The following is a 26,275-nucleotide window of genomic DNA, read 5'->3' as shown; positions in this document are numbered from 1 at the left end:
AGCACGTTTACCCCTCGGCGCGCGGGCGGTGGCGAGTACTTCTTCGTGCTCGTCGCCGCCCGTCAACAAGCCCAACGCCCGGACGGTGATCCGATCGTCCGTGGCGGGCGGCCCCCGTACCCGGTCGATCGAGAGGGCCTTTCCACCTCGCGAGCCTAGGCCGGACCGGCCCGCGTGAACGTCGGTTCCCGCAGCGAAGGCGCCAGGAAGACGATCCCCAAGGTGACCGCGACCGCCGACGACAGGGCCCAGTGCAGGCCGACACTCGTCGCAAGTGCGCCCACCAGGGCCGGCTCCACAAGGAAGCCCACGTACCCGCAGGCCGCGACGGCGGCGACCGCCCGGGCCGGCGCGTCCGCCTGCTTGCGGCTCGCCACGCTCCACGCGATCGGCACGATTCCGGCCACGCCGAGCCCGACGACCGCGAAGCCGGACACCACCGCGATCGGCCACGGCGCCGCGAGGACCACGGCGAAGCCCAGCACCGCGATCGCGGCCGCTACCCGGACGAAGCGGACCGGGCCCGTGCGTGCCACCACGCGGTCGGCGATCAGCCGGACCGCGATCATCGTTCCCGAGAACGCGAAATAACCGAGGGAGGCGAGCGCGGGCGTTGCGCCGGTGACATCGGCCAGGTACACCGCGCTCCAGCTGTTGACCGCCCCTTCGGCGACGAACCCGCAGAACGCGATCACGCCCAGCGGCACCAGTGCCCGGCTCGGCCACGCGAAGGCCGCGTCGCCCTGGCCGCGGTCGGCGCCGGCGAGGAACCGGGTGCGGGCCGCCCACAGCGCGAGCGCGAGCAACACCGCGCCGGCGACCGGGAAGTGCACCGTCACCGGGACGTGCAGGGCCTCCATCAGCGCGTCGACGCCCGAACCCGCCAGGCCGCCGATGTTCCAGAAAGCGTGGAAGCCCGCGAAGATCGGGCGGCCGTAACCCTCCTCGACGCGGGCCGCGTGAGCGTTCATCGCGACGTCGAGCAGGCTGTTGCCCACGCCGAGCACGACCAGCGCGGCGAAGAACACCGGCGCCGACCACGCGAGCGCGACCAGCGGCAGCCCCGCGCACAGCACCACCGCGCCGAGCACGACGGCCGCGCGGCTGCCGATCCGGGTGAGCAGTGCGCCCGCGCCCAGCAGCGCGAGTACCGATCCGGCGGCGAGGCCGAACAGGCCGGTCGCCAGCTCGCCGGTGCTCAGCCCGAGCCGTCCCTGCACCGCGGGCACCCGGGCCAGCCAGGTCGCGAACGCGGCGCCGCACACCGCGAACACGACGGAAACCCCGAGCCGGGCGCGTTTCAATTCCCCAGTCACCCCGCCACCCTACGGATCTTGACCCGCACCGAGACCGCTGTCCAGGTCCGGGGAGGTCGTCTTCGGGGCAGCCGATCATGACCCCACGGCCGCCGTCGCCCGGTCTACCGTGGCGGGGTGCAAACCTTGAGCCACGACCGGCTGGCCGGCGCCCTCGTCGCCGAAGCGGACCGGTTCGGGACGGCGATCGCGGGCGCCGCACCCGACACGCGGGTCCCGACGTGTCCGGAGTGGACACTGCGGGACCTGGCCTGCCACGTCGGGGTCGCCTACCACAAGTCCGCCGCCATCATCGCGACCCGGCCCACGGGTTACGTGCCGTTCGAGGCCGTCACGATCGACGACCCGCCGACGTTCGAGGCCCTCGGCGGCTGGCTGCACGACGGCGCGGAACGGCTCGTCGCCGCCGTGGCCGAGGTCGGTGCCGAGACCCCGACGTCGACGTGGACCCCCGATCGGCGCGCCGGGTTCTGGACGCGGCGGCTGACCCACGAGACGGTCGTCCACCGCGCGGACGCCGCCTTGGCGACAGGCAGGCCGTACGACGTCGACGCCGACCTCGCCGCGGACGGCATCTCCGAGGGCCTCGGACTCGTGGCCGTCTTCGCGCGTCAGCCGCACCCGGCGCTGGACCGGACGTCGCTGCAGGGCGCCGGCGAGACGCTGCTGTTCCGCTCCACCGAGCCCCACCTCGGCTGGCTCGTCCGGCGGACGCCGGCGGGGGTGGAAGTGGCCGAGGGAACCGAGGCCGACGTCGTCGTCGAGGGCCGCGCGGCCGACCTGCTGCTCGCGCTGACCCGGCGCATCGCCGCGGACGACCCGCGGCTCACCGTGTCGGGTGACGCGACACTGTTCCATCACTGGCTGGACCACACGCGCTTCTAGCCACCGTGTCAGGGTCCTTACAGACGCGTAAGGTTCCTGTCATGAGCGAACCCTCGACCGGCGACCGGCCCGGCTACCTGCTCAAACGCGCCCAGCAGGCCCTGCACCAGGCCTGCACCGACCGGCTGCGCCCGCTGGGCCTGTCGATGTCGCAGTACGCCGTGCTGCGCGCGCTCGACGACCACCCCGGCGCGTCGTCGGCGGAGCTCGCCCGGATCACCTTCGTCACCCGGCAGTCGCTGCGGGACGTCCTGGGTGGCCTGCGGTCGGCCGGTCTGGTCACCGTCGCCGAGCAGGCGAGCACCGGCCGGGCCCGCCCGGTGACGCTGACCCCGCAAGGGCGCACCCAGCTCGCGGCCGCCGAAGACCTCATCACGCAGGTCGAACTCCAGATGCTCGGCGACCTGTCGGCCGACCAGCGGCGCTACCTGGCCGACCTCCTGCGCACCTGCGTCGGCAACCTGACTTGACGACAGCCGTATAGTCGGTTCCGACTAATAGGGAGCGACTAGTGCCACGCAAGATCCGCAACACCCTCGCGCTGGCCCTGCTCGGCCTGCTGCTGGAACGCCCGATGCACCCGTACGAAATGGCGTCCACGCTGCGCGAGCGCTCCAAGGGCTCGACGTTCAAGATCAACCCGGGTTCGCTCTACGACACCGTGGAGTCGCTGGCGAAGCACCGCTGGATCGAGCCCGTCGAGACGGTCCGGGAGGGCAACCGGCCGGAGCGGACCGTCTACGCGCACACGGAACTCGGGCGCCAGGAGTTCATCGCCTGGCTCGACGAGCTGGTCCGCGAGCCGGTCGCGGAGTACCCGAAGTTCGTCGCGGCGGTGAGCTACCTCGGCGCGCTGGGCCCGGAGCGCGCCGCCGACGCACTGGAGGAACGCGCCCGCCACCTCGCCGAACGCATCGAGGGCGCGGAGACCGCGCTGGCCGAAACGGTCGGCAAGGGCGCACCGCGGCTGTTCATGATCGAGGTCGAGTTCGTCCGGCACGCCTGGCAGGCCGAGCTCGACTGGGCCCGCCGCACGGCGGCCGAAATCCGGTCCGGCTCGCTGCCGTGGCCCGAACACTTCTGAGGGGAAAACCGTGTCCGATCCCGATGTCCTCATCGCCGGCGCCGGTCCGGCCGGACTGCTGCTCGCCGCGGAACTGGCGCTGGCCGGCGTCCGCACCACGATCGTCGAACGCCGGCCGGAGCGGCCGCCGTACTGCCGCGGCTTCAACCTGAACGCGCGGGCGCTGGACCTGCTGCACCGCCGCGGCCTCGCCGAAAGCCTGGTGGCCGAGGGACACCGGGTGCCGCACGCGCCGGCCACCGGTCTGCCCGGGCCGCTGCTGCTCGACGGCACGGCGACCGACCACCCGTTCTCGCTGGGCATCCCGCAGACGCGCGTCGAAGAGGTCCTGGAGGCCCGGGCCCTCGAACTGGGCGCCGAAATCCTGCGCGGCCACGACGTGCGCTCGTTCACCCAGTCCGCGGACGGCGTCGCCACGGTGGTCCACAATGGACGCTTCGGCCGGACGATCCACGCGCGCTTCCTCGTCGGCTGCGACGGCGGCCGCAGCACGGTGCGCAAGCAAGCCGGCATCGGCTTCCCCGGCGTGGACGCCCGCTGGTACGCGCTGCTCGGCGACGTCGAATGCGACCTGCCGTACGGTCCTTCGGTGGGCCCGGACGGGCGGAGCGTGTTCGTGATCCCGCGGCCGGGGTACGTCCGGATCGTGGTCCGGGAGGACGACCCGCCGTCGGACAAGGACACGCCGGTGACGCTGGAGCGGTTGCAGGCGCAGGTGGACGCGGTCCTCGGCCGGCACGTCGAGCTGAGCGCACCCCGCTGGCTGAGCCGGTTCGGCGACGCGGCCCGCCTGGCGTCGCAGTACCGCGAAGGCCGGGTGCTCCTGGCGGGCGACGCGGCCCACATCCACCCGCCGGCCGGGGCGATCGGCGTGAACGTCGCGCTCGACGACGCCTTCAACCTCGGCTGGAAGCTGGCCGCGACGGTGCACGGGACCGCACCGGAGGACCTGCTCGACACCTACCACGCCGAGCGGCACGCGGCGGGCGAGCGGATCCTCGCGAACACACGGGCACAGGTGGCCCTGGAGGAAGCCGGCGAGGAGCCGTGGGCGGACTTGTTGCGGCGCGTGGCCGTGCACCCGGCGGGGAACCGCGCGCTGGCGGAGATCATCACGGGGCTGGACGCGTGCTACGAGCCGGGCGGGCACCCGTGGCTGGGGCGGCTGGCTCCGGACGTGCCGCTGCGGGTTTCGGGAGTGGACACGCAGTTGTCGGCGTTGCTGCACGCCGGGCGGCCGGTGCTGCTGGACCTGACGGGGTCGTTCGCGGCCTGGTCCGCCGCGGTGGAGGTGGTCGCTGCGGCAAGTCCGTCCACTTCGGACATCGAGGCGCTGTTGCTGCGGCCGGACGGGCACGTCGCCTGGGTGGGTACCTCCGGCGAGGGCGATGCCGGGCTGGCGGAAGCGGTGCACCGGTGGGTGGGACCAGTGCCGGCGGCCGTCTGACCGGGGCTCAGCGCGGGCGGTCCAGGACCGCCCGCTGCTCCACCCGTCCGTCGAGCACGAACTTGCTGTGCACCGAAAACCCCAGCTTTTCGACCACCCGGGCCGAGGGCTTGTTCACCGGCTCGTACACCGCCAGCAGCCGATCCGCCCAGCCCGCCTCGAACGCCTTGTCCCGCACCGCCGCAGTCGCTTCCGTCGCATACCCGCGGCCCCAGCCCGACGGCGCTATCCACCAGCCCATCTCCACCGCCGGCAGGCCGAGCCCCGACTCCGTCGCGTCGCGGCACACCAGCGACACCACTCCGTCGAACGATCCGGGGGACGCCGAGACCGCGAACCAGCCGAAGCCGTGCGAGGCCCAGTGCGCCAACGTCGCGCGGTGTTTGGCCAGCGTGTACTCGTGGCTCCACGGCTCGCCCGTCCCCACGTAGCGGACCGTCTCGGGCAGCTGGGCCAGCGCGAACAAGTCGTCGAAGAACTCTTCGGACCACGCGTGCAGCGTGAGCCTCTCCGTCGTGATCAGCACCGCCGCCAGTCTAGTGTTCGCCCAGCAGCACGGCGATCCCGTCGAGCTGGCGCCGCAAGCCGAACTCGAACGCCTCGTCGAGGCCGACGTCCTCGACGCCGGTCATCACCTCGGTCAGCGTCGGGAACCGGCCCGAGTCGAGGAACCGCGTCAGGAGCGCCATGTCCGCTTCCAGGCGCTGGTCGCCCGTGATGCCCGTGTCCTGCTCCGCCTGGATCTCGAACGCGTTGCTCACGGCCAGGCCGCCGACCCAGCCGTTGAGCGTCATGATCACCTGCAGCTTCACCCGCCGCTTCAAGCCGGTTCCGGCCAGCGCTCGCAGCGACCAGTCGACCAGGCGCAGGCCCGCCGCCAGGACCGGCGGGCGCACCAGGGAGTTGAGCAGGATCGGGGCCAGCCACGGGTGACGGCGGTACGCGCGCCACTGCGCGCGGGCGGCGAGTTCGAGACGCGGCCGCCACGACGCCGGGCCCGGCTCCGGCAGCTCCGCCTCCCCGAGTGCGACGTCGGCCATCAGCCGGAGCAGCTCCTCCTTGTCCGGCACGTGCCGGTACAACGCCATCGGGCCGACACCCAGCCCGGCCGCCAGCCGCCGCATCGACAGCGCCGCCAATCCTTCGGCGTCGGCCAGGTCGATGGCAGTACGCACCAGCGCGTCCCGGCCCAGCGGCGGCTTGACCGGCGTCCGGTCGGCGACGACCGTGCCGCTGCCCGGGACCGCGCGCACCCAGCCCTGCTCGCCCAGCGCGGACAACGCCTTCGCCGCCGTCGCCATCGCGACCCCCCACTCGCGGACCAGGGCCCGGGTCGACGGGACGCGCTCGCCCGGCCGCAGCTCGCCCGCGGTGATCCGGCGGCGCAGCTCCGCCGCGATCCGGAGGTAGGGCGCCTCGGTCACGGAACTCCGTACTAGAACAGTTGCCAACAGGACCTAGAACACTTTCAGGGTACTCCCCCAATGTCGGCGCCGAAGATTGCCCGTTTTGAAGACCGCTGAATACGGTGCGAAAACACCGTACAAAGGGGGAAGCATGACGACGACCGAAGTCCGCCGCCCGAAGCCGTGGGTGCGCCGCCCGTGGGTGTTCCCGCTGGGCCTGCTGGTCACCGCGTTCCTGGTCTTTTCGCTGCCGCCCTACCTCGGGCTCAACCCCGCGCGGTCGCGGATCCCGGCCCCGACCGCCTGGTACTACCCGGTGCTGGTCACGCACATCGGGTTCGCGACCGTCGCCATGGTGACCTGCGCGCTGCAGATCTGGCCGTGGGTGCGGCAGAAGCACCCGGCGGTGCACCGCCGCACCGGGCGCGTCTACGTCTTCGCCGGCGCGATCCCGGCGTCGATCGCCGGGTTCGTGATCGCGCTCGCGGCGCCGTTCGGGCCGGTCGGAGCCGTGTCGAACGTGCTGCTCGCGGCGCTCTGGTTCGGCTGCACCGTGCAGGGTTACCGGATGGCGCGGGCGCGCCGGTTCGGCGAGCACCGCCGCTGGATGATCCGCAGCTTCGCGCTCTGCATGTCGATCATCAGCAACCGGATCTGGGGCGTGGTCTGGGCCATCGTGCTCACGCCGCAGCTGGACACGACCTTCGGCGGCAGCGAAGTCGCCCTGGGCCAGGCGATCGCCGGGATCACGACGTGGACCGGCTGGGTGCTCCCGCTGCTGGCCGCCGAATGGTGGCTCGGCCGGGGACGGCGTCGCGCAGCGTGACCGGGGTAGCCCGATCAGCCGATGGTCCACACCACGGTAAATGGTCTATACCAATGGGGACAGCTTTCCGCCGCCGCGCTTCCAGCCGTGGAGGTTTCCCATGCGCCTGAAGTCCCTGCTGACCGCCCTGGCCGGTGCCGCCCTGCTGAGTTCCGCGGTCGCCACCCCGGCCGGCGCCGCGGCCGGCTCGCCGATCCCGGTCGGTCCCTATGTCGACATGGGTGCGTGGCCGACACCCAGCCTGTCGGCGATGTCGGCCGCGAGCGGCGTCAAGGGCTTCACGCTCGCGTTCGTCAACTCCTACGGCTGCAAGGCCAGCTGGTTCGGCGCCTACGACCCGCGCACGGCGTGGCAGAAGGAGGAGATCGCCAAGATCCGCACCGCGGGCGGCGACGTCAAGATCTCCTTCGGCGGCGCGTCCGGCATCGAACTGGCCCAGGCCTGCAGCACGGCCGCGCAGGTTGCGGCCGAGTACGACGCCGTCGTCAAGGCCTACGGCCTCAAGTACGCCGACTTCGACATCGAAGGCGCGGCCGTCGCGGATCCGACGTCGATCGCCCGCCGCTCCCAGGCCCTGAAGACCCTCCAGGACAACAACCCCGGGCTGAAGATTTCGCTGACCCTGCCGGTGCTGCCCAACGGCCTCACCGCGGACGGCCTCAACGTCGTCAAGGCCGCCAAGAACGCCGGGGTGAACCTGGATCTGGTCAACATCATGGCGATGGACTACTACCAGGGCGCCGGCGACCAGGGCGCGAAGGCCATCTCGGCGGCCAAGGCGACCCAGGCCCAGCTCAAATCGCTGTACGGGCTGAGTGACGCGGCAGCGTGGAAGAAGGTCGGCGTCACCCCGATGATCGGCGTCAACGACTCGCAGAACGAGATCTTCTACCAGAAGGACGCGAAGGCGCTGGTGGCCTTCGCGAAGACGGTCCACCTGGGCATGCTGTCGTTCTGGGAGCAGGGCCGGGACGCCAACGCGTGCACCGGCGCGCTGTACAAGTGCACCAACGTGCCGCAGTCGAAGTACGAGTTCGCGAAGATCTTCGCCGGCTACACCGGCTGAGTCACCACCGGGCGGCGTCCGCGCGCAGTGCGTCCCGCACCGCCGCGGGCCCCGCCCGGCAGGGCTCGGTCCGGGTGACCGCGAAGAGCGTGTTGATCGGCGGCTCCTCCGGCTCCAGCAGCGCGACCAGGTCCCCCGACGCCAGCTCGGCCGCGCAGAGGTACCGCGGCAGCACGCTGACGCCGAAGCCCGCCCGCACGCAGGCCAGGACGCCGCGCAGGTCCGGGACGACGACCGCCGGGGCCGCCGCCGGACGCGCGCCCAGCACCGAACGCCAGTAGCGGCGGATGATCGGCAGGTCCTCGGCGTAGGCCACCAGCGGCGCCGTCCGGGGGTCGCCGGTGAAGCCGCGGGGGCCGACCAGGACGAACTCCTCGTCGGTCAGCGGAGTGGCCGTGAAGGCGCGGCCGCGCGGGCGGATCGTCGAGACCACCAGGTCGAAGCGCCGCTGCGCGAGCCCGGCCAGGAGGTCGTCGGCCAAGCCGAAGGTGACCCGCAGCCGGAGGCCGCGGGCGACCAGGTCCGCCAGTGCGGGCAGGACCCGCTCGGTCGTCAGCTCGGCGGGTCCGGCCAGGTGCACCGGCGTGGCGAAGGGGTCGGCCTCCCCGACGGTCACCGAAGCCAGGGCGTCGACGTGCGGGGCGATCCGGGCGGCCAGTTCGTCGGCCGCCGACGTCGGGGTGACACCGCGCGCGCGGCGGACGAACAGTTGCCGGCCGAGCTGCTCCTCCAGGGCTCTGACCTGCGCGGTCACCGTCGGCTGGGACAGGCCCAGTGACGGTGCCGCGCCGGTCAGCGAGCCGGCCCGGTGGACGGCCAGGAACGTGCGCAGCAGGTCGAGGTCCAGCTCAGTCCTCGACCAGCTCGATCGAATCCACGACGTTCGGGTAGAACGCGACGTGGTCCTTGATCGGCGCGACCGCGTCGTAGGGCTTCTCGTACGTCCAGACCGCGTTCTCGGCCTGCACGTCGCCCGCCTTGAGCGAGTAGTAGCTCGCCTCGCCCTTGTACGGGCAGTACGTCTCGTGGGTGGTCCGCTCCAGCACGCCCGCGTCGACGTCCGCCAGCGGGATGTACTGGACCGCCGGGTAGGTGGATTCCTGCAGGGTGAACGCGTTGCGGCTGTCCGCGACGACGCGCCCGCCCGCCTTGACCACCACGCGGGCCTTGGTCGGCTCGACGGTGATCGGGTGGTCCGGGCCCGGCTGCAGAACCTTCTTCGCCATGTCAGCTCCCTGGGATGTTCCGTGTACTGGGAGCAGCACACCGGGCCCGGCGGTTATTCCGCGATCAGGGCAGGTAGTACATCGGGTTCGGCAGCTTGACCGGGCGCAGCGCGTGGCCGCCTTCGAGATCGCTGAACTGGTCGCCGAGGTTGAGGACGATCTTCGCGCCGGTCGCCTCGATGTGCGCCCGCGTCCCCGACTTGTACTGGACGGTGGTGCAGGTCAGCCCGCACGGCAGGTAGTCCGGCGCGGTCGTCTTCGGCTTGAAGAACGCACCCGCCGGGGCCGGGAAACCCTCGTTGGCCAGGTTCTTCAGCGACTGCGGGCCCTGGAACTCGTTGCGGCCGGTCAGGAAGTAGACCTCGACGCCGCGCTGCGCCGCCCAGTTGGCCAGCTCCAGCACCGGCTTGTTGGCGACGAACGTGCCGTTGTCGATGGCCTGCTGCTGCTTGACCGGGTCGAAGCCGAAGTCGTTGTCGGCCTCCCAGCCGTAGGTGACCTCGGAGGTGTCGTCGACGTCGAGCACGATCGCCGGGTTCTTCACCCGGCCCAGCGACTGCTGCAGGAAGCGCTTCGCGTCCGAGACGACCCGGTCGGTGTCCTTCACGAACCGGCTGGTGTCGGAGTAGTGGTGCTTGCCGGCGGCATCGACGTAGTCGCCGTAGTACGCCTTGACGTCCAGCTTGACCTGGCCGATGTTGGCCGGCTCCTTCGAGCGCGCGGCGGTCGATTCGTCCGAGCCGGCCAGCGCGGTGGCTCCCGAGGCGACGGTGGCGCCGATGGCCGCGGCGGCGGCGAGCTTGACGAGGTTTGACCATTTTCCGGACACGGCGAATCCTCCAGTGGAACTTGACGACCGGGGGAACCTACGTCACTCGCTCGGCCCGGCACACAAAAGCCACCGGCGCGCGGCCGATCCGCGTCAAAACCACCGAAGCTTCCGCTTCCCCGCGCGGCTTCAGTCGGCGCCGCAACGCGTCCGGGTCGACGTCGAGTCCGCGGACCAGGATTTCCAGCCGCCCGACGTCGTGCCGCTTGAGCACCGCCTTCAGCGTCTTCTCGCTGTACGCCCCCTGCTCCAGGACGCGAAAAGCCCGCACGCCCGGCGGCGGCGTGTCACCGGTCAGGTAAGCGATGCGTTCGTCCAGCTGCCACAACCCGTGCCGCGCCGCGTAGTGGCGGACCAGCCCGGCACGGACGACGGCGCCGTCGGGGTCGACGATCCACTCCCCCGGCTCGCGCGCGGGCAGTTCGTCCGGTTCGGCATCGGTGACCGTCCATTGTGTCCCGTCCGAGCGCAGCACGGTCGCCCGGCGGGTGACACCCGTACTCAGGCCGCGCCAGAGGCAGGACTCGCGCACCTGGCCGTCCAGGGACACCAGTTCGACCTCCTCCGCCCACGGCGTGAGCGTGAAGTCGAGGCCGGGCGCGCACTTGATCGCCAGCGGACGTCCCGGGTAGGCCTCGACCAGGCCGTCCAGCGGCGGGGCGAAGTCGGCGGGTTTCCACGCCCGGCGCCCGGCGGAGTCGCGCCGCGCCGGATCGGCGACGACGACCCCGGAGCGGCTCACCGGGCGCAGCGCGTCGGCACGGACGAGGCCGAACGCGACCCCCGCGGCGGATCCGTTGTGGCGGGCCATCTCCAGCCGCACCGAGTCCACATCGGACCCGAGCGCGCGCCGCGCCACCCGGGCGATTTCGACGAGGTCCGCTCCCACCGAGCACGTGACGTCGTGGACGTCGAGACCGGCCAGCCGCAGAGCCCGGTGCCGCGCCACGACCGACGCGCTCGCCTGCTGGAGCGCGTCGGAGGTGAACATCCAGTCCACACCGGACAGTTTGCCGACGGCTTTCCGCCGCAGCAGCACGGTTTCCAGGACGGCGGCCGCGCGCTCCTCGCCGACGAGACGGCGGACGGCCGCCACCGACGCGATCGGGTCGGTCAGCGGCAGCGCCGAAACCTCGGCGAGCGCCGCCACCCCCGCGCCGGAACGCAGGTAGGCGACGTCACCGAGGCTGAACGAATAACCCAACTCAGGACGGCCGCTTGGTCCCGGTGATCATCACGTTGTAGAACAGCTCCCGCGGCAGGATCTTCGACAGCACCTTCTTGTCCACGGCGGACAGCCGCAGCCACAGGTGGTAGGCGAACAGCCGCCAGCGCACGGTGAGCTTCTCCGACGGCACCGCGGCCTCGAACGTCCGGATCGGCCAGCCGGCGAGGGCGGCGGCGAACTCCTCGGTGACCGCGCGGACGTCCTGGGCGCCGGCGCCGCGCGCCCACGACTCCAGCTCCGACGGGTCGAAGGTGTGGATGTCGACCACGGCCTCCAGCGCGGCGGCGCGCGACGACTCGTCCAGTTCGGACTGCGGACGGCGCCAGCCGCGCAGCGCGGGCAGCTTCGTCACCCGCGTCGTCAGGAACCAGGTGAACTGGCCGAGCTTGCGGGCGTAGAAGTCGCCGACCTTGGTCGGCTCGCCGGCGAAGACGAACCGGCCGCCCGGCTTGAGCACGCGCAGCACCTCGCGGAACGCCGCCTGGACGTCCGGGATGTGGTGCAGCACCGCGTGCCCGACCACCAGGTCGAACGTGTTGTCGTCGTAGGGGATGCGCTCGGCGTCGGCGACCCGGCCGTCGACGTCGAGGCCGAGTTTCTCGGCGTTGCGCAGCGCGACCTGGACCATGCCGGGCGAGAGGTCGGTGACCGAGCCCTTCTTGGCGACGCCGCCCTGCATCAGGTTCAGCAGGAAGAAGCCGGTGCCGCTGCCCAGCTCCATCGCGTGCTGGTAGGGCTGGCCGTCCTCGCCCGCGACGGCGTTGAACACGTCGGTGGCGTAGGAGATGCAGCGCTCGTCGTACGAGATCGACCACTTCTCGTCGTAGGTGCCGGCTTCCCAGTCGTGGTAGAGGACGTTCGCCAGCTTCGGGTCGGCGTAGGCCGCCTGGACCTCTTCGGCGGTGGCGTGCGGGTTCGGCGCCGGGTCGTTCACGTCGGTCAAGGCGTCATTTCCCTTCGAAAGTGGCCTTGCCGGGCCCGTTTTCGATGAACGACTTCATGCCGTTCTGTTGGTCTTGGGTCGCCCAGAGGGCGGCGAACAGGTGCGATTCGAGCTTGAGCGCGTTCGGCAGGTCCATGTCGAGGCCGCCGTCGATGGCCGCCTTCGCCGCGCGCAGCGCCACGGCCGGGCCGTTCGCGAACTGCGCGGCCCACCTGTGCGCGGCCGCGTAGACGTCGTCCGGGGCGACGACCTGGTCGACGATCCCCAGCTGGAGGGCCTCTTCGGCCTTGACGAACCGTCCGGTGTAGACGATGTCCTTGGTCTTGCTCGGCCCGATCAGGCGGGCGAGACGCTGAGTGCCGCCCGCGCCGGGGATGACGCCGAGCTGGATCTCGGGCTGGCCGACCTTGACGTTGTCGCCGGCGACGCGCCAGTCCGCGGTCAGGGCCAGCTCGAGGCCGCCGCCGAGGGCGTACCCGGTGATCGCGGCGACGACCGGCTTCGGGATGTTCGCGATGGCCGCGAGGGTGCCGGTCAGGTTCGCGCCGAACTTGGCGATCTCCGGGTAGGTGCGAGTGGCCATCTCCTTGATGTCCGCGCCGCCCGCGAAGGTCTTCTCGCCGCCGTAGAGGATGACCGCGCGGACGTCGTCGCGCTCGGTGGCCTCCTTCGCCAGCTCGGCGAGCTCGGCGGTGACCTGGGCGTTCAGGGCGTTGACCGGCGGCCGGTCGAGCCGGATCGTGCCGACCCCGTCCTTCACCTCGAGGGTTACGAACTCTCCCACGCCACTCCTCCTCGTTGACGGACTGCCAGCAGGCTACCGGCCGGTAAGCGTCAGCTTAGCGACGGCGGGCGAAGAAGCGATCCCCGGAGCGTTCGAGCACGAGGTCCTGGTCGAACGTCTTCGACAGGTTCTCGCTGGTGATGACGTCGTCGACCAGGCCGGACACGACCGCGTGGCCGTCACGCAGCAGCAGCGCGTGGGTGAAGCCCGGCGGGATCTCCTCGACGTGGTGGGTGACCAGCACGAGCGCGGGCGCGTCCGGGTCGAGGGCCAGGTCGGACAGCCGCGCGACCAGGTCCTCCCGGCCGCCCAGGTCGAGACCGGCGGCGGGCTCGTCGAGCAGCAGCATCTCCGGGTCGGTCATCAGCGACCGGGCGATCAGGGCCCGCTTGCGCTCGCCCTCGGACAGCGTCCCGAAGGTGCGCTCGGCCAGGTGCCCGATGCCCATCGCGTCGAGGAGCTCGGTCGCGCGCGCGGTGTCGAGGGTGTCGTACTCCTCACGCCAGCGGCCGAGCACCGCGTAACCGGCGCTGACCACGACGTCCTTGACCAGCTCGTCGCCCGGCACGCGCTGGGCGATGGCGGCCGAGGTGAAGCCGATGCGGGGGCGCAGGTCGAAGATGTTGACCCGGCCGATCCGCTCGCCGAGCAGGTCGACCTCGCCGGTGGTCGGGTGCAGCTCGGCCGCGGCCAGGCGCAGCAGGGTGGTCTTGCCCGCGCCGTTCGGGCCGAGCACCACCCAGCGCTCGTCCAGTTCGACGGTCCAGTCGAGGCCGGCGAGGAGGTCGTTGGTCCCCCGGCGGACGCCGACACCGGCCATCCGGACCACGAGGTCGTCAAGTTCGCTGGGCTGGATCGGCTCGCTCACGAGGCCCATTCTGTCTGCCGTCGCGCGCGCGTGCGCACCCGCCCGGGTGAGACGGTGAACACGCAGGTCGGCGTCCGTTCCACGACCTGGAACACGGCCGCCCGGACGGCCGCGGTGTGGCACCATCACCGCATGTCCGCCGACGCGCCCGTGACCCCGGTGACCCGGGGCTCGTTCTGGCGCCGTCGCACCATCGACCTGCTCCTCGTCGCTTCGGCCGGGTGTACGCGGGCGCGGCTTCGCTGATCCCTCGCGTCCTCGTGCGGCGCGTGCGGTGCCGCGCTGTCCCCGCGTTCGATTCCCTTCACCTTGCGAGGAGCACCCGCGTTGACCACGTCCCTGGTTCGCCCGCCCGTCGAGATCCACCCGCAGCTGACCGACCCGCTGCTGCCCGAGCTGCTGCACCCCGCGCGGCTGCTGTGGACGCCGCGGGAGCTGGCCGAGCTGACCGCCACCGTCACCACCGAGCTGACCGCGGGCCTGCGCGGCATCCTGCGCTTCGACGAGGACCGCCGCTGGTGGGCGCGGCTGGCGCTGACCGACGGCGTCGAGCTGTGGCTGCTGTCGTGGCTGCCCGGCCAGCACACGAAGCCGCACGACCACGGCGGCGCGTCCGGCTCGTTCACCGTCCTGCAGGGTGAACTCGGCGAGGAGTACCGCTACCCCGGCGGCCCGATCCGGCGCCGGACGCACGTGGCCGGCGAGGGCCTGGGCTTCGGCGCGGGCCGCGCCCACCAGGTCACCGGGCTCGGCGACCGGCCCGCGGCGAGCGTCCACGCGTACTCGCCGCCGCTGGTGGCGACGCGGGAGTACGACTCGCTCGCCGACGTTCCGGCGGAAATCCCGCCGCTGCCCGCTATCGTCCGGTCATGAGCGCTGTCGATTCGCTGCTGGCTTCCGCGCGGTCCGGGTTGGACCGGGTGACGCCCGCCCGGGCCCGCGAGCTGCAGGAGGCGGGGGCGCTGGTCGTCGACATCCGGCCGCTGGCGAACCGCGCGGCCGAAGGCGAGATCCCGGGCGCGGTGATCGTCGAGCGGATCCACCTGGAGTGGCGGCTGGCGCCGGACAGCGAGTGGCGGCTGCCGGCGGTCGGCCCGGAGTCGACGGTGATCGTGGTGTGCAACGAGGGGTACTCGTCGAGCCTGGCGGCGGCCGACCTGCAGCGGCTCGGGCTGCCCGGGGCGACCGACCTCGAGGGCGGGTTCCGGGCGTGGGCGGCCGCCGGGCTGCCCGTGCAGGACGGCGGCAGCCCGGCGGTGCCTTAGCAGCCCCGTTTTCCACGCTACCGAAGGGGACCGACAGTTTTCAGCCCGCGAGCGCCGGGGCGACGTGCTTGGTGAACAAGTCGATGCCCGAGCGGTCGTACGCGGCTTCCGGGAAGTTCAGGATCGCGTACGACATGCCCCGCTTGCCCAGGGCGGCGAGGTGCTCGGCGACCTGCTCCGGGGTGCCCGCCGTCGGGCCGCTCGCGAAGGTCGCGACCGCCCGCGCGGCGTCCTCGGCCGGGACGTACTTCTCGTAGTGCGCCTTCAGCCAGGCCTGCTTCTCCTGGACGTCGTTCTCGGTTTCGCCGAGGACGACGCTGAGGTTGCCCGAGCGGACGATCGCGTCGAAGTCGGTGCCGACGTCCTTGCAGTGCGCCGCCAGGACCTCGGACTTGTGGGTGAACGCCTCCGGCTCGGGGAAGAAGTTCGTGTACTTCGCGTACTTCGCCGCGATCCGGAGCGTCTTCTTCTCGCCGCCGCCGGCGATCCACAGCGGGATGCCGCCGTCCTGCAGCGGCCGCGGGCTCAGGATCGCGCCGTCGGTCCGGTAGTGCTTCCCGTCCAATGTGGACTTGCCGGTCGTCCAGAGGTCGCGCATGATCTGCACGCCCTCGTCGAGCTGGCCGAGCCGCTCGCCGGCGGTCGGGAAGCCGTAGCCGTAGGCCCGCCACTCGTGCTCGTACCAGCCGGCGCCGATGCCCATTTCGACCCGGCCGCCCGAGATGAGGTCGGCCGTCGCGGCGACCTTCGCCAGGTAGGCGGGGTTGCGGTAGCCCATGCAGGTGCACATCTGCCCGAGCCGGACGGTCTCCGTCGCGGCGGCGAACGCCGAGATCAGCGACCACGCCTCGTGCGTGGCCTCGTCGGTCGGGACCGGCACGGTGTGGAAGTGGTCGTAGACCCAGATCGATTCGAAGGGGCCCGCCTCCGCGTGTTTCGCGAGGCCGAGCATGGTCTTCCAGTGGTCCGCGGGGTCGATGCCGGCCAGGTCCAGCCGCCAGCCCTGCGGGACGAACATTCCGAAGCGCATGCGTACAACTTAGCTTCGCTCAGGGATGTGCGCGGCGTGATTTTGCCCGGCTGGAGCAGCTCCAGCCCGGCGGCGCAGGGGCGGCTCGGGGCGACGACCAGCGAACACGGGCGGCTGCGGTGGTCGCGACCGCGACCGCGGCGGCGGCTCGGGTGGCACGGCCTCGGCGGCTCGGGCAGCACGGCCGCGGCGGCTCGGCGTGGCGCGGCCTCGGCGGAGCCCGGCGCGGTGACCTCCGCGCCGCCCCGCCGGGCGGGTCAGGCCAGCACCACGCGCGCCAGCTCCGCCGGGGCCGCCAGCAGGCCGTGCCTCGGCAGCACCCGGACCGTGTACCCGATCGCCCCCGGCCTCGGCAGCTTCACGCGGGCCGCGAACGCGCCGATGCCGTCCTCGGTCATCGGGACCGTCACCGGGTCGCGGAGTTCGTCGTCGTCGGCCACCCGGCCGACCACCGCCTGGATGTCCACTTCGGACGGGTCGAGGCCGGCCAGGTCGATGCGGGCCCGGATGGTCACCTCGGTGCCCACCACCAGCGGCTCGGTCGCCTCCACCAGCAGCTCCGAGTCGAAGATGCGCAGCCGCGGCCAGGACACCTCGAGCTTGGTGCGGTAGTCCGCCAGCGACAGCGCGCCGCGGTAGCCGTCGCCCGTCGCCGCCGCCACCGTGCGGGACGCCGGGAGGTAGCCGTTGTCGACGTACTCGCGGACCATCCGGGACGCCTGGACCCGCGGGCCGAGCGTCTCCAGCGTGTGCCACACCATCGACAGCCAGCCCGTGGGCACCCCGTCGTCCGAGCGGTCGTAGAACAGCGGCGCGATCTGCTGGCCGAGCAGCTCGTACAGCGCCGCGGCCTCGAGGTCGTCGCGGCGCAGCGGGTCGGCGACGCCGTCCGCCGTCGGGATCGCCCAGCCGTTGCTGCCGTCGTAGCACTCGTCCCACCAGCCGTCGCGGATCGACAGGTTGAGCCCGCCGTTCAGCGCCGACTTCATCCCCGACGTCCCGCACGCCTCCAGGGGCCGCACCGGGTTGTTCAGCCAGACGTCGCAGCCGCGGTAGAGGTACCGCGCCATCGACATGTCGTAGTCGGGCAGGAAGACGATCCGGTGCCGGACGTCCGCGCCGTCGACGAACCGGACGATCTGCTGGATCAGCTGCTTGCCGTTTTCGTCCGCCGGGTGCGACTTGCCGGCCACGACGACCTGGATCGGCCGCTGTTCGTGCAGCAGCAGCGTCCGCAGCCGCTCGGGGTCGCGCAGCATCAGCGTCAGCCGCTTGTACGTCGGGACGCGGCGGGCGAAGCCGACGGTCAGCACGTCCGGGTCGAACACCGAGTCGACCCAGCCCAGCTCCAGCGGCGACGCGCCGCGCTGCAGCCACGCCGCGCGCACCCGGCGCCGCACCTCGTGCACCAGCTTCTCGCGCAGCTCGCGCCGCAGTTCCCACAGCTGGGCGTCCGAGACGCCGTCGCGCAGCGGCCCCTCGCCGACGTCGAGGCCCCATTCGCGGCCGAGCAGCGTGCTCAGCTCGCGGGCCACCCAGGTCGGGCCGTGGACGCCGTTGGTCACCGACGAGATCGGCACCTCGTCGTGGTCGAACCCGGGCCACAGCCGGGAGAACATCTTGCGCGTGACCCGGCCGTGCAGCTGGGAGACGCCGTTCGCGCGCTGCGCCAGCCGCAGGCCCATGTGCGCCATGTTGAACAGACCGGGGTTGTCCTCGGCGCCGAGCGCGAGCACGCGGCGCGGGTCGATGTCCGGCACCAGGCGGCCGTCGGCGAAGTAGCGCTGCACCAGGTCGACCGGGAACCGGTCGATGCCCGCGCTGACCGGGGTGTGTGTGGTGAACAGCGTCCCGGCGCGAACCGCGGGCATGGCCTCGTCGAACGCGAGGCCGTCGGCCTGGACGATCTCGCGGGCGCGTTCGAGGCCGAGGAAGCCCGCGTGTCCCTCGTTCGTGTGAAACACCATGGGCTGCGGGTGCCCGGTCAGCTCGCAGTACTTCCGGACCGCCCGGAAGCCGCCGATGCCGGCCAGGATCTCCTGCCGCAGCCGGTGGTCGGCGTCGCCGCCGTAAAGCCGGTCGGTGACGCCGCGCAGGTCTTCGTCGTTGGCCTCGGTGTCGGTATCGAGCAGCAGCAGCGGCACCCGCCCGACGCGGGCCTGCCAGATCTGCGCGCACAGCTCGCGCCCGCCCGGCATGGCGACGCCGATCAGCACCGGCCGCCCGCCCGCGGTCAGCAGCTCCAGGGGGAACGCGTTCGGGTCGATCACCGGGTAGTGCTCGACCTGCCAGCCGTCCAGCGACAGCGACTGACGGAAGTAGCCGTTGCGGTAGAGCAGCCCGACGCCGACCATCGGCACGCCCAGGTCGGACGCGGCCTTGAGGTGGTCGCCGGCCAGCACGCCGAGGCCGCCGGAGTAGTTCGGGAGGGCCTCGGTGACGCCGAACTCCATCGAGAAGTAGGCCACCGCCGGCGGCAGGCCGTCGTCGTCGCGCTGCTGGTACCAGCGCGGCTCCGAGAGGTACTTCTCCAGGTCCTCGGCGGCGGTTCTCGCGCGCTCCAGGAAGTCGTCGTCGACGGCGAGCTCGTCGAGGCGGGCCGGCGGCAGCGCGGTGAGCATCCGCAACGGGTCGCGCACGGCGTTGAAGAGCTCGGCGTCCATCGACGCGAACAGGTCGCGCGTCGGCGGGTGCCACGTCCAGCGCAGGTTGGTGGCCAGCGCGCCCAGGCCGGACAGCGAATCCGGGAGGCTGGCGCGGACGGTGAACCGGCGGACTGCACGCATGGGAAGCGACGATATCGGGCCACGGGCGCCGGTGCGCAGGGAGGAGTTCGGGGATTACGTGCACGCTGCGCGTATGCCCTGGGTATGGTCCTGCCCGTCGGGTACGGGTGGGCACGAGAGCGAGTGGAACTGATGATCCCAGGGGGAGGACGGCGGGCGCTGGTCGCGCTGCTGGCCGTCGCGGCGGTCGCCGTGAGCGGGTGCAACAGCAAGGGCGGGGCGAGCGGGGACCCGGCCAAGGACACCGGCGCGGGTTCGGTCTCCGGGCTGCCGGTGACGCACTTCGAAAGCGGTCTCAAGCCGGACGCGCCGACGCCGAGCCTCAACGTCCGCAACGCCGACGGCGGCGAGGACGACAAGCTCGCCACCGCCGCGATCGACGACGTCCAGACCTACTGGGGCGAGATGCTGCCGGCGAACTTCGGCCAGCAGTTCGAGCCGGTGAAGTCGCTGCTGTCCTACGACGCGCAGACCGACACCGAGAAGACCGGCTGCGGCAGCGTGAAGAAGCTCGTGAACGCGTTCTACTGCCCGGTCGACGACTCGGTGGCGTGGGACCGCGGCGTGCTGCTGCCGATGCTGCGCCAGCGGTTCGGCCCGATGTCGGTGGTCGTGGTGCTCGCGCACGAGTTCGGCCACGCCGTCCAGTACCGGCTCGGCGACAAGGCGGGGATCGCGAAGAACACCCCGACCGTGGTCAAGGAGCAGCAGGCCGACTGCTTCGCCGGCGGCTACTTCCGCTGGGTCGCCGAGGACAAGAGCAAGTACTACCGCGTGTCGACGTCCGAGGGCCTGAACCAGGTGATGGCCTCGATGTTCCTGATCCGCGACCAGGCCGGCACCAGCGCCGCCGACAAGGGCGCGCACGGCACGGCGTTCGACCGCACGTACGCGTTCCAGGCCGGGTTCGAGAAGGGCCCGAAGGAGTGCGCGGGGATGACGGAACAGAACGTCAAGCCCCGGCTGACCGAGCGCCCGTTCGACAAGGGCGACAAGGGCAAGGGCGACGCGAAGTTCAACGAACAGACGGTCGCGCTGCTGAAGAAGAGCCTCGACGAGGCGTTCAAGGGCGCCGGGGTGGCCGCGCCGGAGATCACCGACGGCGGCAGCTGCCAGACCACGCCGCCGGCGTCGTACTGCCCGGGCGACAACACCGTGAGCATCGACATGGCCAAGCTGGCCCAGCTCGCCCAGCCGATCGACCGCGAGGCCGAGATGAAGGGCGAGGACCCGGGCGGCATGGGTGACTTCGCGGCGTTCTCGGAGGTCGCGGCGCGTTACGCGCTGGGCATCCAGAAGGGCGTCGGGGCGTCGATCGACAACGCGAACGCGGGCCTGCGCACGGCCTGCCTGGTGGGGGCGTGGGCGGCGTTCACGAACCGGCCGGGCGACCTGCGGCTGTCGGCGGGCGACCTCGACGAGGCCATCGCGGACCTGCTGCAGCCGGAGAGCCTCGTGTCGGCGGACGTCAACGGGAAGCGCCCGGACAGCGGTTTCGACCGGGTCGAGGCGCTGCGCAAGGGCTACCTCGAGGGCTCGTCGGTCTGCTCGAAGTCCTACGCCTAGCGCTTTGCCGGGCCCCACTGCGGTGGGGCCCGGCAAAGTTCTGCGGGTGCCGGCGCGCCTCGAAGGTCGCGAATGACCCATTCGGTACCTCGGACGTCCCGAATGAGTCATTCGCGACACCGCGGGCCCCGCACCGCCCGACTCCGCGACGGTGGGGGCCCCTTCCGTCTCAGAAGAGGGCGCTCGCGAGGTCGCGGCGGGCCTTCATGACGCGGTCGTCGGCCGGGTCGAACAGGTCGAACAGGGCCACCAGGTGCTCGCGGACCTTGTTGCGGTCCTCGCCCGCGGTGCGGCGGACGGTGTCGATCAGGCGCTTGAAGCCCGCCTCCACCTCGTTGGCCGCGATCTCCAGGTCGGCCGCGTCGAGCTGGGCCGCCAGGTCCGACGGGTCGGCGTCCGCCTTGGCGCGGGCCTCCGGGTCGGCGCTCTCGGCGCGGGCGGTGAACTTGACCTGGGCCAGGGCGTTCTTGGCCAGCTCGTTCGCCGGTTCGACGTCGAGGATGCGCTCGTAGGCGGCCTGCGCGGCGGCGAAGTCGCCCCGCTCGAAGGCCTCTTCCGCCTCGGTGAAACGCGGGTCTTCCGGCTCCTCGACCGGGCCGCCGGCCGCCTCGGCGTCGCGGATGCCCGGCAGCTTGTCGCGCAGGGCGTCCAGCAGCGCGGTGATCCACTTGCGGATCTCGGGCTCGGGCAGCGCGCCGGAGAAGGCGTCGACCGGCTGGCCGCCGGCGATGGCGACGATCGTCGGGATGGACTGCGCGCCGAACAGCTGCGCGATCCGCGGGTTCGCGTCGACGTCGACCTTCGCGACGACCCACGCGCCACCGGACTCGGCGGCCATCCGCTCGAGGACCGGGGACAGCTGCTTGCACGGGCCGCACCACTCGGCCCACAGGTCGACGACCACGAGCTGGTGCAGGGACCGCTCCACGACCTCGGCCTGGAAGGTGGCCTCGGTGACATCGATCACGGCCGCGCCCGAGGCGGGCCGCGGCGGCCCGTCGCCCCCACCGGCCGGGCCGGCGGGCGGGGCCGGCTGCCGTTGCGCCGCTTCGGCACGGGCCTTGAGCGCGGACAGGTCGACCGCGCCGGACAGGGCGGCGGACAGGGCCGCTGACTTCGCTGCAGATCCGCGTGGTTGTGTCACGGTTCCATCCTGGCACGGGCGCCGGAGGAGTTTCACCGGGTGCCCGGGGTGTCCAGCGTCTGACACGTTCCGGCGGTGGGTGCGGCAGCCGGGTTCCTCTCGACGGCTGCGTGGGTTCCGAGCCGCGGGCGGCTGGCGGCACGGGGGCGGCCTCCGTCCCCCGGTATCCAGCCTATCGACCGGCACCGACGATTTCGGACCGCGCGCCGTGGGTTTGCGCACCTCCCGGCCCGTCCGCTTGGCAGGACGGCAGCGCTGGGGCAGGCTCGGCCGGGTGCACATCCGGCGTGACGTGAAGGTGGGCCTGTCGATCGCGGCCGCCGTCGTGTGGGTCGGCGCGGTGACGCTGCTCATCGTGCACGAACCGGACCCCGGGGCGGCCTCGCCCGCCGAACTGCGGGACAAGCTCGCCGCCGCCCTTTCCGGGCACGATGCCGATGCCTTCGCCGATCTGCTCGACTACCCCGGCTCCGGCGGGGACGACTTCGCGAAGGACTACGTCTCCGTGCTCGCCGGCCGGGGGGTGCACGATGTGCGCGTCGAGCTGGGGCCGGACGCGCGCGAGCCGACCCGGGCCACCGTCTCCGGCGCGCTCGGCGACGGGCAGCCGTTCAGCTACCCCCTGACCGTGACGAGCGAAGACGGCCGGTGGACGGTCGCCTTCACCCCGCCCCTCCCCTAGTCAGGATTCGCGCAGACGCGCTTCCACGCGGTCCACCTTGGCCTCGAGCTGACCGGAGAAGCCCGGCCGGATGTCCGCCTTCAGCACCAGGCTCACCCGTGACGCCCCCTCGCCCGCGGCCTCGACCGCGCGCTTCACGACGTCCATGACCTCGTCCCAGGACTCGCCTTCGATGTTCGTGAACATCGCGTTGGTCGAGTTGGGCAGCCCGGAGTCGCGGACCACCTTCACCGCGCGGGCCACGGCTTCGCTCACCCCGCCGTCGGCATCCCCGCCGGACGGGCTCACGCTGAACGCGACGATCATGCTCGGAAGTCCCTTCTTCGGTGGTCATTTCCGCCAGTCGTGCGACACCCGCCGGTACCCGCTGGTAACTTCGCGTGTCATGAACCGTCCGCTGCCGTTCGACCCGATCGCCCGCGCGGCCCGGATCTGGGAGGACCGGATCGGGCCCTCCGGGACCATGGCCGCGGTGACCGGGGTGATGCGGGTCCAGCAGATCATCCAGTCCGCGGTGGACGGCGCGCTCAAGCCGCACGGCTTGACCTTCGCCCGGTACGAAGCGCTGGTGCTGCTCACCTTCGCCCGCAGCGCCAGCCTGCCGATGCGGGTGATGGGCGAGCGGCTCCAGCTGCACCCCACCAGTGTCACCAACATAGTGGACCGGCTCGAGCGCGACGGGCTCGTCAAGCGCGTCCCGCACCCGACCGACCGCCGCACGACGCTGGTGGAGATCACCGACGAGGGCCGCAAGCGCCGCGAGGCCGCGACCGAAGCCGTCACCGCCATCGACTTCGGGCTCAGCGGCCTCACCGAACGGCAGACCGAGCAGCTGACCGACCTCCTGACCAAGGTCCGCCGCTCCGCCGGGGACTTCAGCGAGTAAGCGCTCGGCAACGGAAAGGGCCCGCACTCGCCGAGTGCGGGCCCTTTCTCACATTCCGGGATCAGGCAGCGACCGGTTCCTTGGCCTGGAACAGGCCGACACCGCCGTGGGACAGCCGCTGCGGGCCGTCGAGCTTGCCGTTGCGCAGCGCCCACTTCTCGAACAGCCAGGTGAACAGCGGCGGGATGCTCGCGAGCAGGGCCAGGACCAGCGTCTTCGGGCGCCAGCCGAGCGGCTTCGCCACGGACAGGGAGATCACCACGTAGAGGACGAAGATCACGCCGTGCACCATGCCGAGGACGGGCACGCCGCCCTCGGCGGAGGAGTGGACGACGTACTTGAGGAACATCCCGACCAGCAGCCCGGCCCAGGAGAGGGCTTCGGCTACCGCGGCCACGCGGAACACTAGAGCGGCCTTGCTGGACACTTCTTCCTCCTGTGGGGTCTCACCACGTTGGTATACAGACACGAAAACGCCCGACGCACCGTCCAAGGCGGACTTGCCTTGGACGTCAACGGCGCTGTCGGACGTGCTGATACCAGTGTGAGGCGTGACGGCCCTCACGGGAACACCGGGGCCCGTGACGATGCTCACGACCGTGGTCCACTGTGGTCTGAACCACGGTCGTGAGCGGTCGCCGGGCTACCCGGCGCAGGGCGAAGCCGGGGCGGACGACGGTGCCGTCCCCCACTTCGCCGTCGCGTCGGAGGTGAGGCCGAAGTCCAGCGTCGTCCCGCGCTTCAGCTGGTCCACGGTGACATACACGCGGTCGGTGGCGCGCGAATCCACCCGGAGACCCGACACGTACTGCAGCGCCGAACCGGAAGCGCCCGGCGCCTTGATCGTGATGTCCCGGCCGTTCTCCAGGTGCAGAACGGATTTCGCGAAACGCGGAGCGTTGAGCACGAAATTCCCAGTCCCCGGGACGGCCGGGTACAGCCCGAGGGCGCTGAAGACGTACCAGGCCGACATGGTGCCGAGGTCGTCGTTCCCGGTGACGCCGTTGGGCGCATTGGTGAACAGCGTGTGCGCGGCCCGCACGACCGTCGACGTCTTCGACGGCTGCCCGGTGAGCGCGTACATCCACGGCGAGTGCAGGTCCGGCTCGTTGTTCGGGTTGTAGCGGAACTGGTCGTAGTAGTCGTACGGGCCGACGACCCAGTTCTCGCGGACCGCCGTCGCCGGGTTCTTCACCAGTTCGTCGTAGGCGAAGAAGTCGTCGAGGCGCTTCCCGGTGGCCGCCGGGCCGCCCATCCGCTGCACCAGGCCGGGCACGTCCTGCTGGACGAGCCACTGGTACTGCCAGGCCGTGCCCTCGTGGAAGCCGTCCTGGCTCTGCGGGCTGTACGGCTTGTCGGCCGGCGAGAACCACGCCCCGCCGAGGACCTTCGGCCGGAAGAAGCCGGTGAAGCCGCGGTCGGCCTGGGTGGCGTCCCACAGCGTCCGGTAGGTCCGGCCCTTCGCCGACAGCGCCGCCGCGTCGTCCTTCTTGCCGAGCGCGGCGGCCATCAGCGACAGCGAACAGTCACCGAGCGCGTACTCCAAGGTGGCCGACGCCCCGTGGTTCGGGTCGGTGTCCTGCCCCTTCTTCGGGAAATCCGGGTCGTACTGGACGAATCCGTCTTTCTGGTAGCTCGCGTTGCCCGAACGCCCCTGGAACGGCGAGGACGCCGGCGGGATCTCCCGCGAGTTCTGCAGGAGCGCCTGGTAGGCGTGCATCTCCTCGCCCGACAACGCGCCGAAGCGCCACAGGTCGACCAGGAACGGCGTGACCGGGTCGCCGGTCATCGTGTTCGTCTCCTGGCTCGCGTACGCCCACCGCGGCAGCCAGCCGCCCTGGTCGTGGATGGCCAGGATGCTCTTCGCGATGTCCTTGGCGCGGCTGGGCCGCAACAGGGCGAGGAGCTGGTTCTGCGTGCGGTAGGTGTCCCACAGCGAGAAGAAGTCGTAGTACGTCCAGCCGACCGCGCGGTGGATCTTCTTGTCGAAGCCGTAGTAGCGGCCGTCGGCGTCGTTGGCCGTCAGCGGCTGCAACAGCGCGTGGTAGAGCGAGGTGAAGAAGACCGTCCGGTCGTCGGTCGTGCCGCCCTTGATGTCCACAGAGGACAGCTCACGGCGCCAGGTGCGCTGCGCCGCGTCCTTGGCCGCGTCGAACGACCGGATGCGCTCCGAGGCCAGGTTGCCCCGGGCACCGGTCGCGTCGACCTGGGAGATGGCCGTCGTCGCGGTCACCTGCCCGCCACCGAACGTCAGCCACGCGCCGCGCAGGCCCGCGCCGCCTTCCGACGTTCGTGAGCCGGGTGTGCCGCCGGACGGCGACCACGTGCCGAACGCCTTGAACGGCTTGTCGAACTTCGTCGTGAAGTACGTCGTGTAGGCCTTGCCGCCGCAGAACGCCTGCGACTCCACGGTGCCCTCGACGGTCCGGTCGTCGACGACCCGGATGCTGCTGCCGGTCACCGGCTCCTTGTCGTTCGCCTGCCCGACGTTGACGAAGACGTTGGCGTCACCGGACTTCACGAACGTGTACCGCTCGACCCCGGCCCGCGTCGCCGCGGTCGTCTCGACGTCGACGCCGCCGTAGCCGGTCAGGTGCACCTTGTAGTAGCCGGGCTTGCCGACTTCGCCGTCGTGGGTGAACGGCGCCGCGTACTGCTTCTGGTCGAAAGTCGACGGCTCGGTCGTGTCGAACGCCTTGCCGGGGCCCACTTCCCCGGTCGTCGGCAGGGTCGAGACCAGGCCGCCCTGCTCCCAGCAGCCCGCGCCGGACAGGAAGAAGTGCCCGAACCCGCGGATCGCGGTGTCGGTGTAGCGGTAACCGGCGTAGTGCGAGGTGATCGGGCTGACCTGCGTCATCCCGAAAGGGGCCGAAGCGCCCGGGAACGTGTTGCCCTCGTCCTGCGTGCCGATGAACGTGTTGACGGCGTCCAGGGCGTCCCCGCCGGCCGCGGCTGTCCGGCACGGCGAGCCCGGTGCGGACCGAGCCGGCGATGGACCGCTCTTCGAC

Annotated in this window: 28 protein-coding genes; 12 read left to right on the top strand and 16 right to left on the bottom strand. The window is 71.8% G+C overall.

Annotation, left to right across the window (positions count from 1 at the left end; translation table 11 throughout):
• Nucleotides 1-155 precede the first annotated feature (155 nt).
• The gene (locus ACWDN5_RS04170; protein ID WP_310974730.1) at nucleotides 156-1,316 is read right to left on the bottom strand and encodes an MFS transporter; all 1,161 of its coding nucleotides are present in this window, start codon (nucleotides 1,314-1,316) and stop codon (nucleotides 156-158) included.
• Between the two features lie 117 nt (nucleotides 1,317-1,433).
• On the opposite strand from ACWDN5_RS04170, the gene ACWDN5_RS04165 reads away from it, so the two are divergent.
• Genes ACWDN5_RS04165 through ACWDN5_RS04150 form a run of 4 tightly spaced genes read left to right on the top strand, consistent with a single transcriptional unit; the run spans nucleotide 1,434 to nucleotide 4,732 of the window.
• Nucleotides 1,434-2,201 carry a maleylpyruvate isomerase family mycothiol-dependent enzyme gene (locus tag ACWDN5_RS04165; protein WP_449674351.1) on the top strand — a complete coding sequence of 256 codons (768 nt, stop codon included), beginning with the start codon at nucleotides 1,434-1,436 and terminating at the stop codon, nucleotides 2,199-2,201.
• A 41-nt stretch (nucleotides 2,202-2,242) separates the two neighbouring features.
• The gene (locus ACWDN5_RS04160; RefSeq protein WP_310974732.1) at nucleotides 2,243-2,671 is read left to right on the top strand and encodes a MarR family winged helix-turn-helix transcriptional regulator; all 429 of its coding nucleotides are present in this window, start codon (nucleotides 2,243-2,245) and stop codon (nucleotides 2,669-2,671) included.
• Nucleotides 2,672-2,712: 41 nt separating this feature from the next.
• A complete protein-coding gene (locus tag ACWDN5_RS04155) occupies nucleotides 2,713-3,285 on the top strand; it encodes a PadR family transcriptional regulator (protein ID WP_449674349.1) in 573 nt (190 codons plus the stop codon).
• A gap of 10 nt (nucleotides 3,286-3,295) precedes the next feature.
• The gene (locus ACWDN5_RS04150) at nucleotides 3,296-4,732 is read left to right on the top strand and encodes an FAD-dependent monooxygenase (RefSeq protein ID WP_449674347.1); all 1,437 of its coding nucleotides are present in this window, start codon (nucleotides 3,296-3,298) and stop codon (nucleotides 4,730-4,732) included.
• 7 nt (nucleotides 4,733-4,739) lie between these two features.
• Here the strand turns inward: ACWDN5_RS04150 and ACWDN5_RS04145 are convergent, their stop codons facing one another.
• Both ACWDN5_RS04145 and ACWDN5_RS04140 read right to left on the bottom strand, forming a co-directional pair.
• Nucleotides 4,740-5,258 carry a GNAT family N-acetyltransferase gene (locus tag ACWDN5_RS04145; protein ID WP_449674345.1) on the bottom strand — a complete coding sequence of 173 codons (519 nt, stop codon included), beginning with the start codon at nucleotides 5,256-5,258 and terminating at the stop codon, nucleotides 4,740-4,742.
• A gap of 10 nt (nucleotides 5,259-5,268) precedes the next feature.
• On the bottom strand, nucleotides 5,269-6,156 hold the full coding sequence (locus ACWDN5_RS04140) for a TetR/AcrR family transcriptional regulator C-terminal domain-containing protein (RefSeq protein ID WP_449674344.1): 888 nt from the start codon (nucleotides 6,154-6,156) through the stop codon (nucleotides 5,269-5,271).
• Nucleotides 6,157-6,289: 133 nt separating this feature from the next.
• On the opposite strand from ACWDN5_RS04140, the gene ACWDN5_RS04135 reads away from it, so the two are divergent.
• Together ACWDN5_RS04135 and ACWDN5_RS04130 are read left to right on the top strand one after the other, a co-directional pair.
• Complete coding sequence (locus ACWDN5_RS04135; protein WP_449674342.1) at nucleotides 6,290-6,964, top strand: DUF2306 domain-containing protein; 675 nt, start codon at nucleotides 6,290-6,292, stop codon at nucleotides 6,962-6,964.
• A gap of 100 nt (nucleotides 6,965-7,064) precedes the next feature.
• The gene (locus ACWDN5_RS04130; RefSeq protein WP_310974738.1) at nucleotides 7,065-8,030 is read left to right on the top strand and encodes a chitinase; all 966 of its coding nucleotides are present in this window, start codon (nucleotides 7,065-7,067) and stop codon (nucleotides 8,028-8,030) included.
• Nucleotide 8,031: 1 nt separating this feature from the next.
• On the opposite strand, the gene ACWDN5_RS04125 is transcribed toward ACWDN5_RS04130, so the two are convergent.
• The 7 genes from ACWDN5_RS04125 to ACWDN5_RS04095 form a co-directional block, all read right to left on the bottom strand.
• On the bottom strand, nucleotides 8,032-8,862 hold the full coding sequence (locus tag ACWDN5_RS04125) for a LysR family transcriptional regulator (RefSeq protein WP_449674466.1): 831 nt from the start codon (nucleotides 8,860-8,862) through the stop codon (nucleotides 8,032-8,034).
• 16 nt (nucleotides 8,863-8,878) lie between these two features.
• Nucleotides 8,879-9,256, bottom strand: a complete 378-nt coding sequence (locus ACWDN5_RS04120; RefSeq protein ID WP_449674340.1) for a DUF427 domain-containing protein — start codon at nucleotides 9,254-9,256, stop codon at nucleotides 8,879-8,881.
• Nucleotides 9,257-9,320: 64 nt separating this feature from the next.
• Nucleotides 9,321-10,085 carry an HAD family acid phosphatase gene (locus ACWDN5_RS04115; RefSeq protein WP_449674338.1) on the bottom strand — a complete coding sequence of 255 codons (765 nt, stop codon included), beginning with the start codon at nucleotides 10,083-10,085 and terminating at the stop codon, nucleotides 9,321-9,323.
• 37 nt (nucleotides 10,086-10,122) lie between these two features.
• Nucleotides 10,123-11,289, bottom strand: coding sequence for a THUMP-like domain-containing protein (locus ACWDN5_RS04110; protein WP_449674336.1), 1,167 nt, complete (start codon nucleotides 11,287-11,289; stop codon nucleotides 10,123-10,125).
• Between the two features lies 1 nt (nucleotide 11,290).
• Entirely contained in the window at nucleotides 11,291-12,256 is a 966-nt protein-coding gene (locus tag ACWDN5_RS04105; RefSeq protein WP_091306148.1) for a class I SAM-dependent methyltransferase, read from the bottom strand.
• A gap of 4 nt (nucleotides 12,257-12,260) precedes the next feature.
• Entirely contained in the window at nucleotides 12,261-13,040 is a 780-nt protein-coding gene (locus ACWDN5_RS04100) for an enoyl-CoA hydratase/isomerase family protein (protein WP_449674334.1), read from the bottom strand.
• A gap of 55 nt (nucleotides 13,041-13,095) precedes the next feature.
• Nucleotides 13,096-13,917, bottom strand: coding sequence for an ABC transporter ATP-binding protein (locus ACWDN5_RS04095; protein WP_310974744.1), 822 nt, complete (start codon nucleotides 13,915-13,917; stop codon nucleotides 13,096-13,098).
• Between the two features lie 45 nt (nucleotides 13,918-13,962).
• Between ACWDN5_RS04095 and ACWDN5_RS04090 the strand changes: the two genes are divergently transcribed.
• The 3 genes from ACWDN5_RS04090 to ACWDN5_RS04080 all read left to right on the top strand — a co-directional run bounded on the left by ACWDN5_RS04090 (nucleotide 13,963) and on the right by ACWDN5_RS04080 (nucleotide 15,173).
• On the top strand, nucleotides 13,963-14,154 hold the full coding sequence (locus ACWDN5_RS04090; protein WP_310974745.1) for a hypothetical protein: 192 nt from the start codon (nucleotides 13,963-13,965) through the stop codon (nucleotides 14,152-14,154).
• Between the two features lie 81 nt (nucleotides 14,155-14,235).
• Nucleotides 14,236-14,781, top strand: coding sequence for a cysteine dioxygenase (locus tag ACWDN5_RS04085; RefSeq protein WP_310974746.1), 546 nt, complete (start codon nucleotides 14,236-14,238; stop codon nucleotides 14,779-14,781).
• The gene (locus ACWDN5_RS04080) at nucleotides 14,778-15,173 is read left to right on the top strand and encodes a rhodanese-like domain-containing protein (protein ID WP_310974747.1); all 396 of its coding nucleotides are present in this window, start codon (nucleotides 14,778-14,780) and stop codon (nucleotides 15,171-15,173) included. The genes ACWDN5_RS04085 and ACWDN5_RS04080 overlap by 4 nt, the downstream gene beginning before the upstream one ends.
• A gap of 40 nt (nucleotides 15,174-15,213) precedes the next feature.
• On the opposite strand, the gene ACWDN5_RS04075 is transcribed toward ACWDN5_RS04080, so the two are convergent.
• A complete protein-coding gene (locus tag ACWDN5_RS04075) occupies nucleotides 15,214-16,203 on the bottom strand; it encodes an LLM class F420-dependent oxidoreductase (RefSeq protein WP_310974748.1) in 990 nt (329 codons plus the stop codon).
• A 257-nt stretch (nucleotides 16,204-16,460) separates the two neighbouring features.
• Entirely contained in the window at nucleotides 16,461-18,989 is a 2,529-nt protein-coding gene (gene glgP, locus ACWDN5_RS04070; RefSeq protein WP_449674330.1) for an alpha-glucan family phosphorylase, read from the bottom strand.
• A 132-nt stretch (nucleotides 18,990-19,121) separates the two neighbouring features.
• Here glgP and ACWDN5_RS04065 point away from each other — a divergent pair, with 132 nt between their 5' ends.
• Nucleotides 19,122-20,555, top strand: coding sequence for a neutral zinc metallopeptidase (locus ACWDN5_RS04065; protein ID WP_310974750.1), 1,434 nt, complete (start codon nucleotides 19,122-19,124; stop codon nucleotides 20,553-20,555).
• Between the two features lie 169 nt (nucleotides 20,556-20,724).
• Here the strand turns inward: ACWDN5_RS04065 and ACWDN5_RS04060 are convergent, their stop codons facing one another.
• A complete protein-coding gene (locus ACWDN5_RS04060; RefSeq protein WP_449674328.1) occupies nucleotides 20,725-21,699 on the bottom strand; it encodes a tetratricopeptide repeat protein in 975 nt (324 codons plus the stop codon).
• A 274-nt stretch (nucleotides 21,700-21,973) separates the two neighbouring features.
• On the opposite strand from ACWDN5_RS04060, the gene ACWDN5_RS04055 reads away from it, so the two are divergent.
• Nucleotides 21,974-22,381, top strand: a complete 408-nt coding sequence (locus tag ACWDN5_RS04055) for a Cif family virulence factor (protein ID WP_310977528.1) — start codon at nucleotides 21,974-21,976, stop codon at nucleotides 22,379-22,381.
• Here ACWDN5_RS04055 and ACWDN5_RS04050 read toward each other — a convergent pair whose 3' ends face one another.
• Entirely contained in the window at nucleotides 22,382-22,687 is a 306-nt protein-coding gene (locus ACWDN5_RS04050) for a thiamine-binding protein (RefSeq protein WP_310977529.1), read from the bottom strand.
• Nucleotides 22,688-22,766: 79 nt separating this feature from the next.
• On the opposite strand from ACWDN5_RS04050, the gene ACWDN5_RS04045 reads away from it, so the two are divergent.
• Entirely contained in the window at nucleotides 22,767-23,267 is a 501-nt protein-coding gene (locus tag ACWDN5_RS04045; protein WP_310977530.1) for a MarR family winged helix-turn-helix transcriptional regulator, read from the top strand.
• 61 nt (nucleotides 23,268-23,328) lie between these two features.
• On the opposite strand, the gene ACWDN5_RS04040 is transcribed toward ACWDN5_RS04045, so the two are convergent.
• Nucleotides 23,329-23,694 (bottom strand): DUF3817 domain-containing protein, encoded by a 366-nt coding sequence (locus tag ACWDN5_RS04040; RefSeq protein WP_449674326.1) that lies wholly within the window; start codon nucleotides 23,692-23,694, stop codon nucleotides 23,329-23,331.
• A 216-nt stretch (nucleotides 23,695-23,910) separates the two neighbouring features.
• On the bottom strand, nucleotides 23,911-26,275 hold a 2,365-nt coding region (locus ACWDN5_RS04035), incomplete at its 5' end, for a GH92 family glycosyl hydrolase (RefSeq protein ID WP_449674324.1).

The sequence above is a fragment of the Amycolatopsis sp. NPDC003731 genome (genome assembly GCF_053586895.1).
This window is presented reverse-complemented; position numbering and strand designations above follow the sequence as displayed.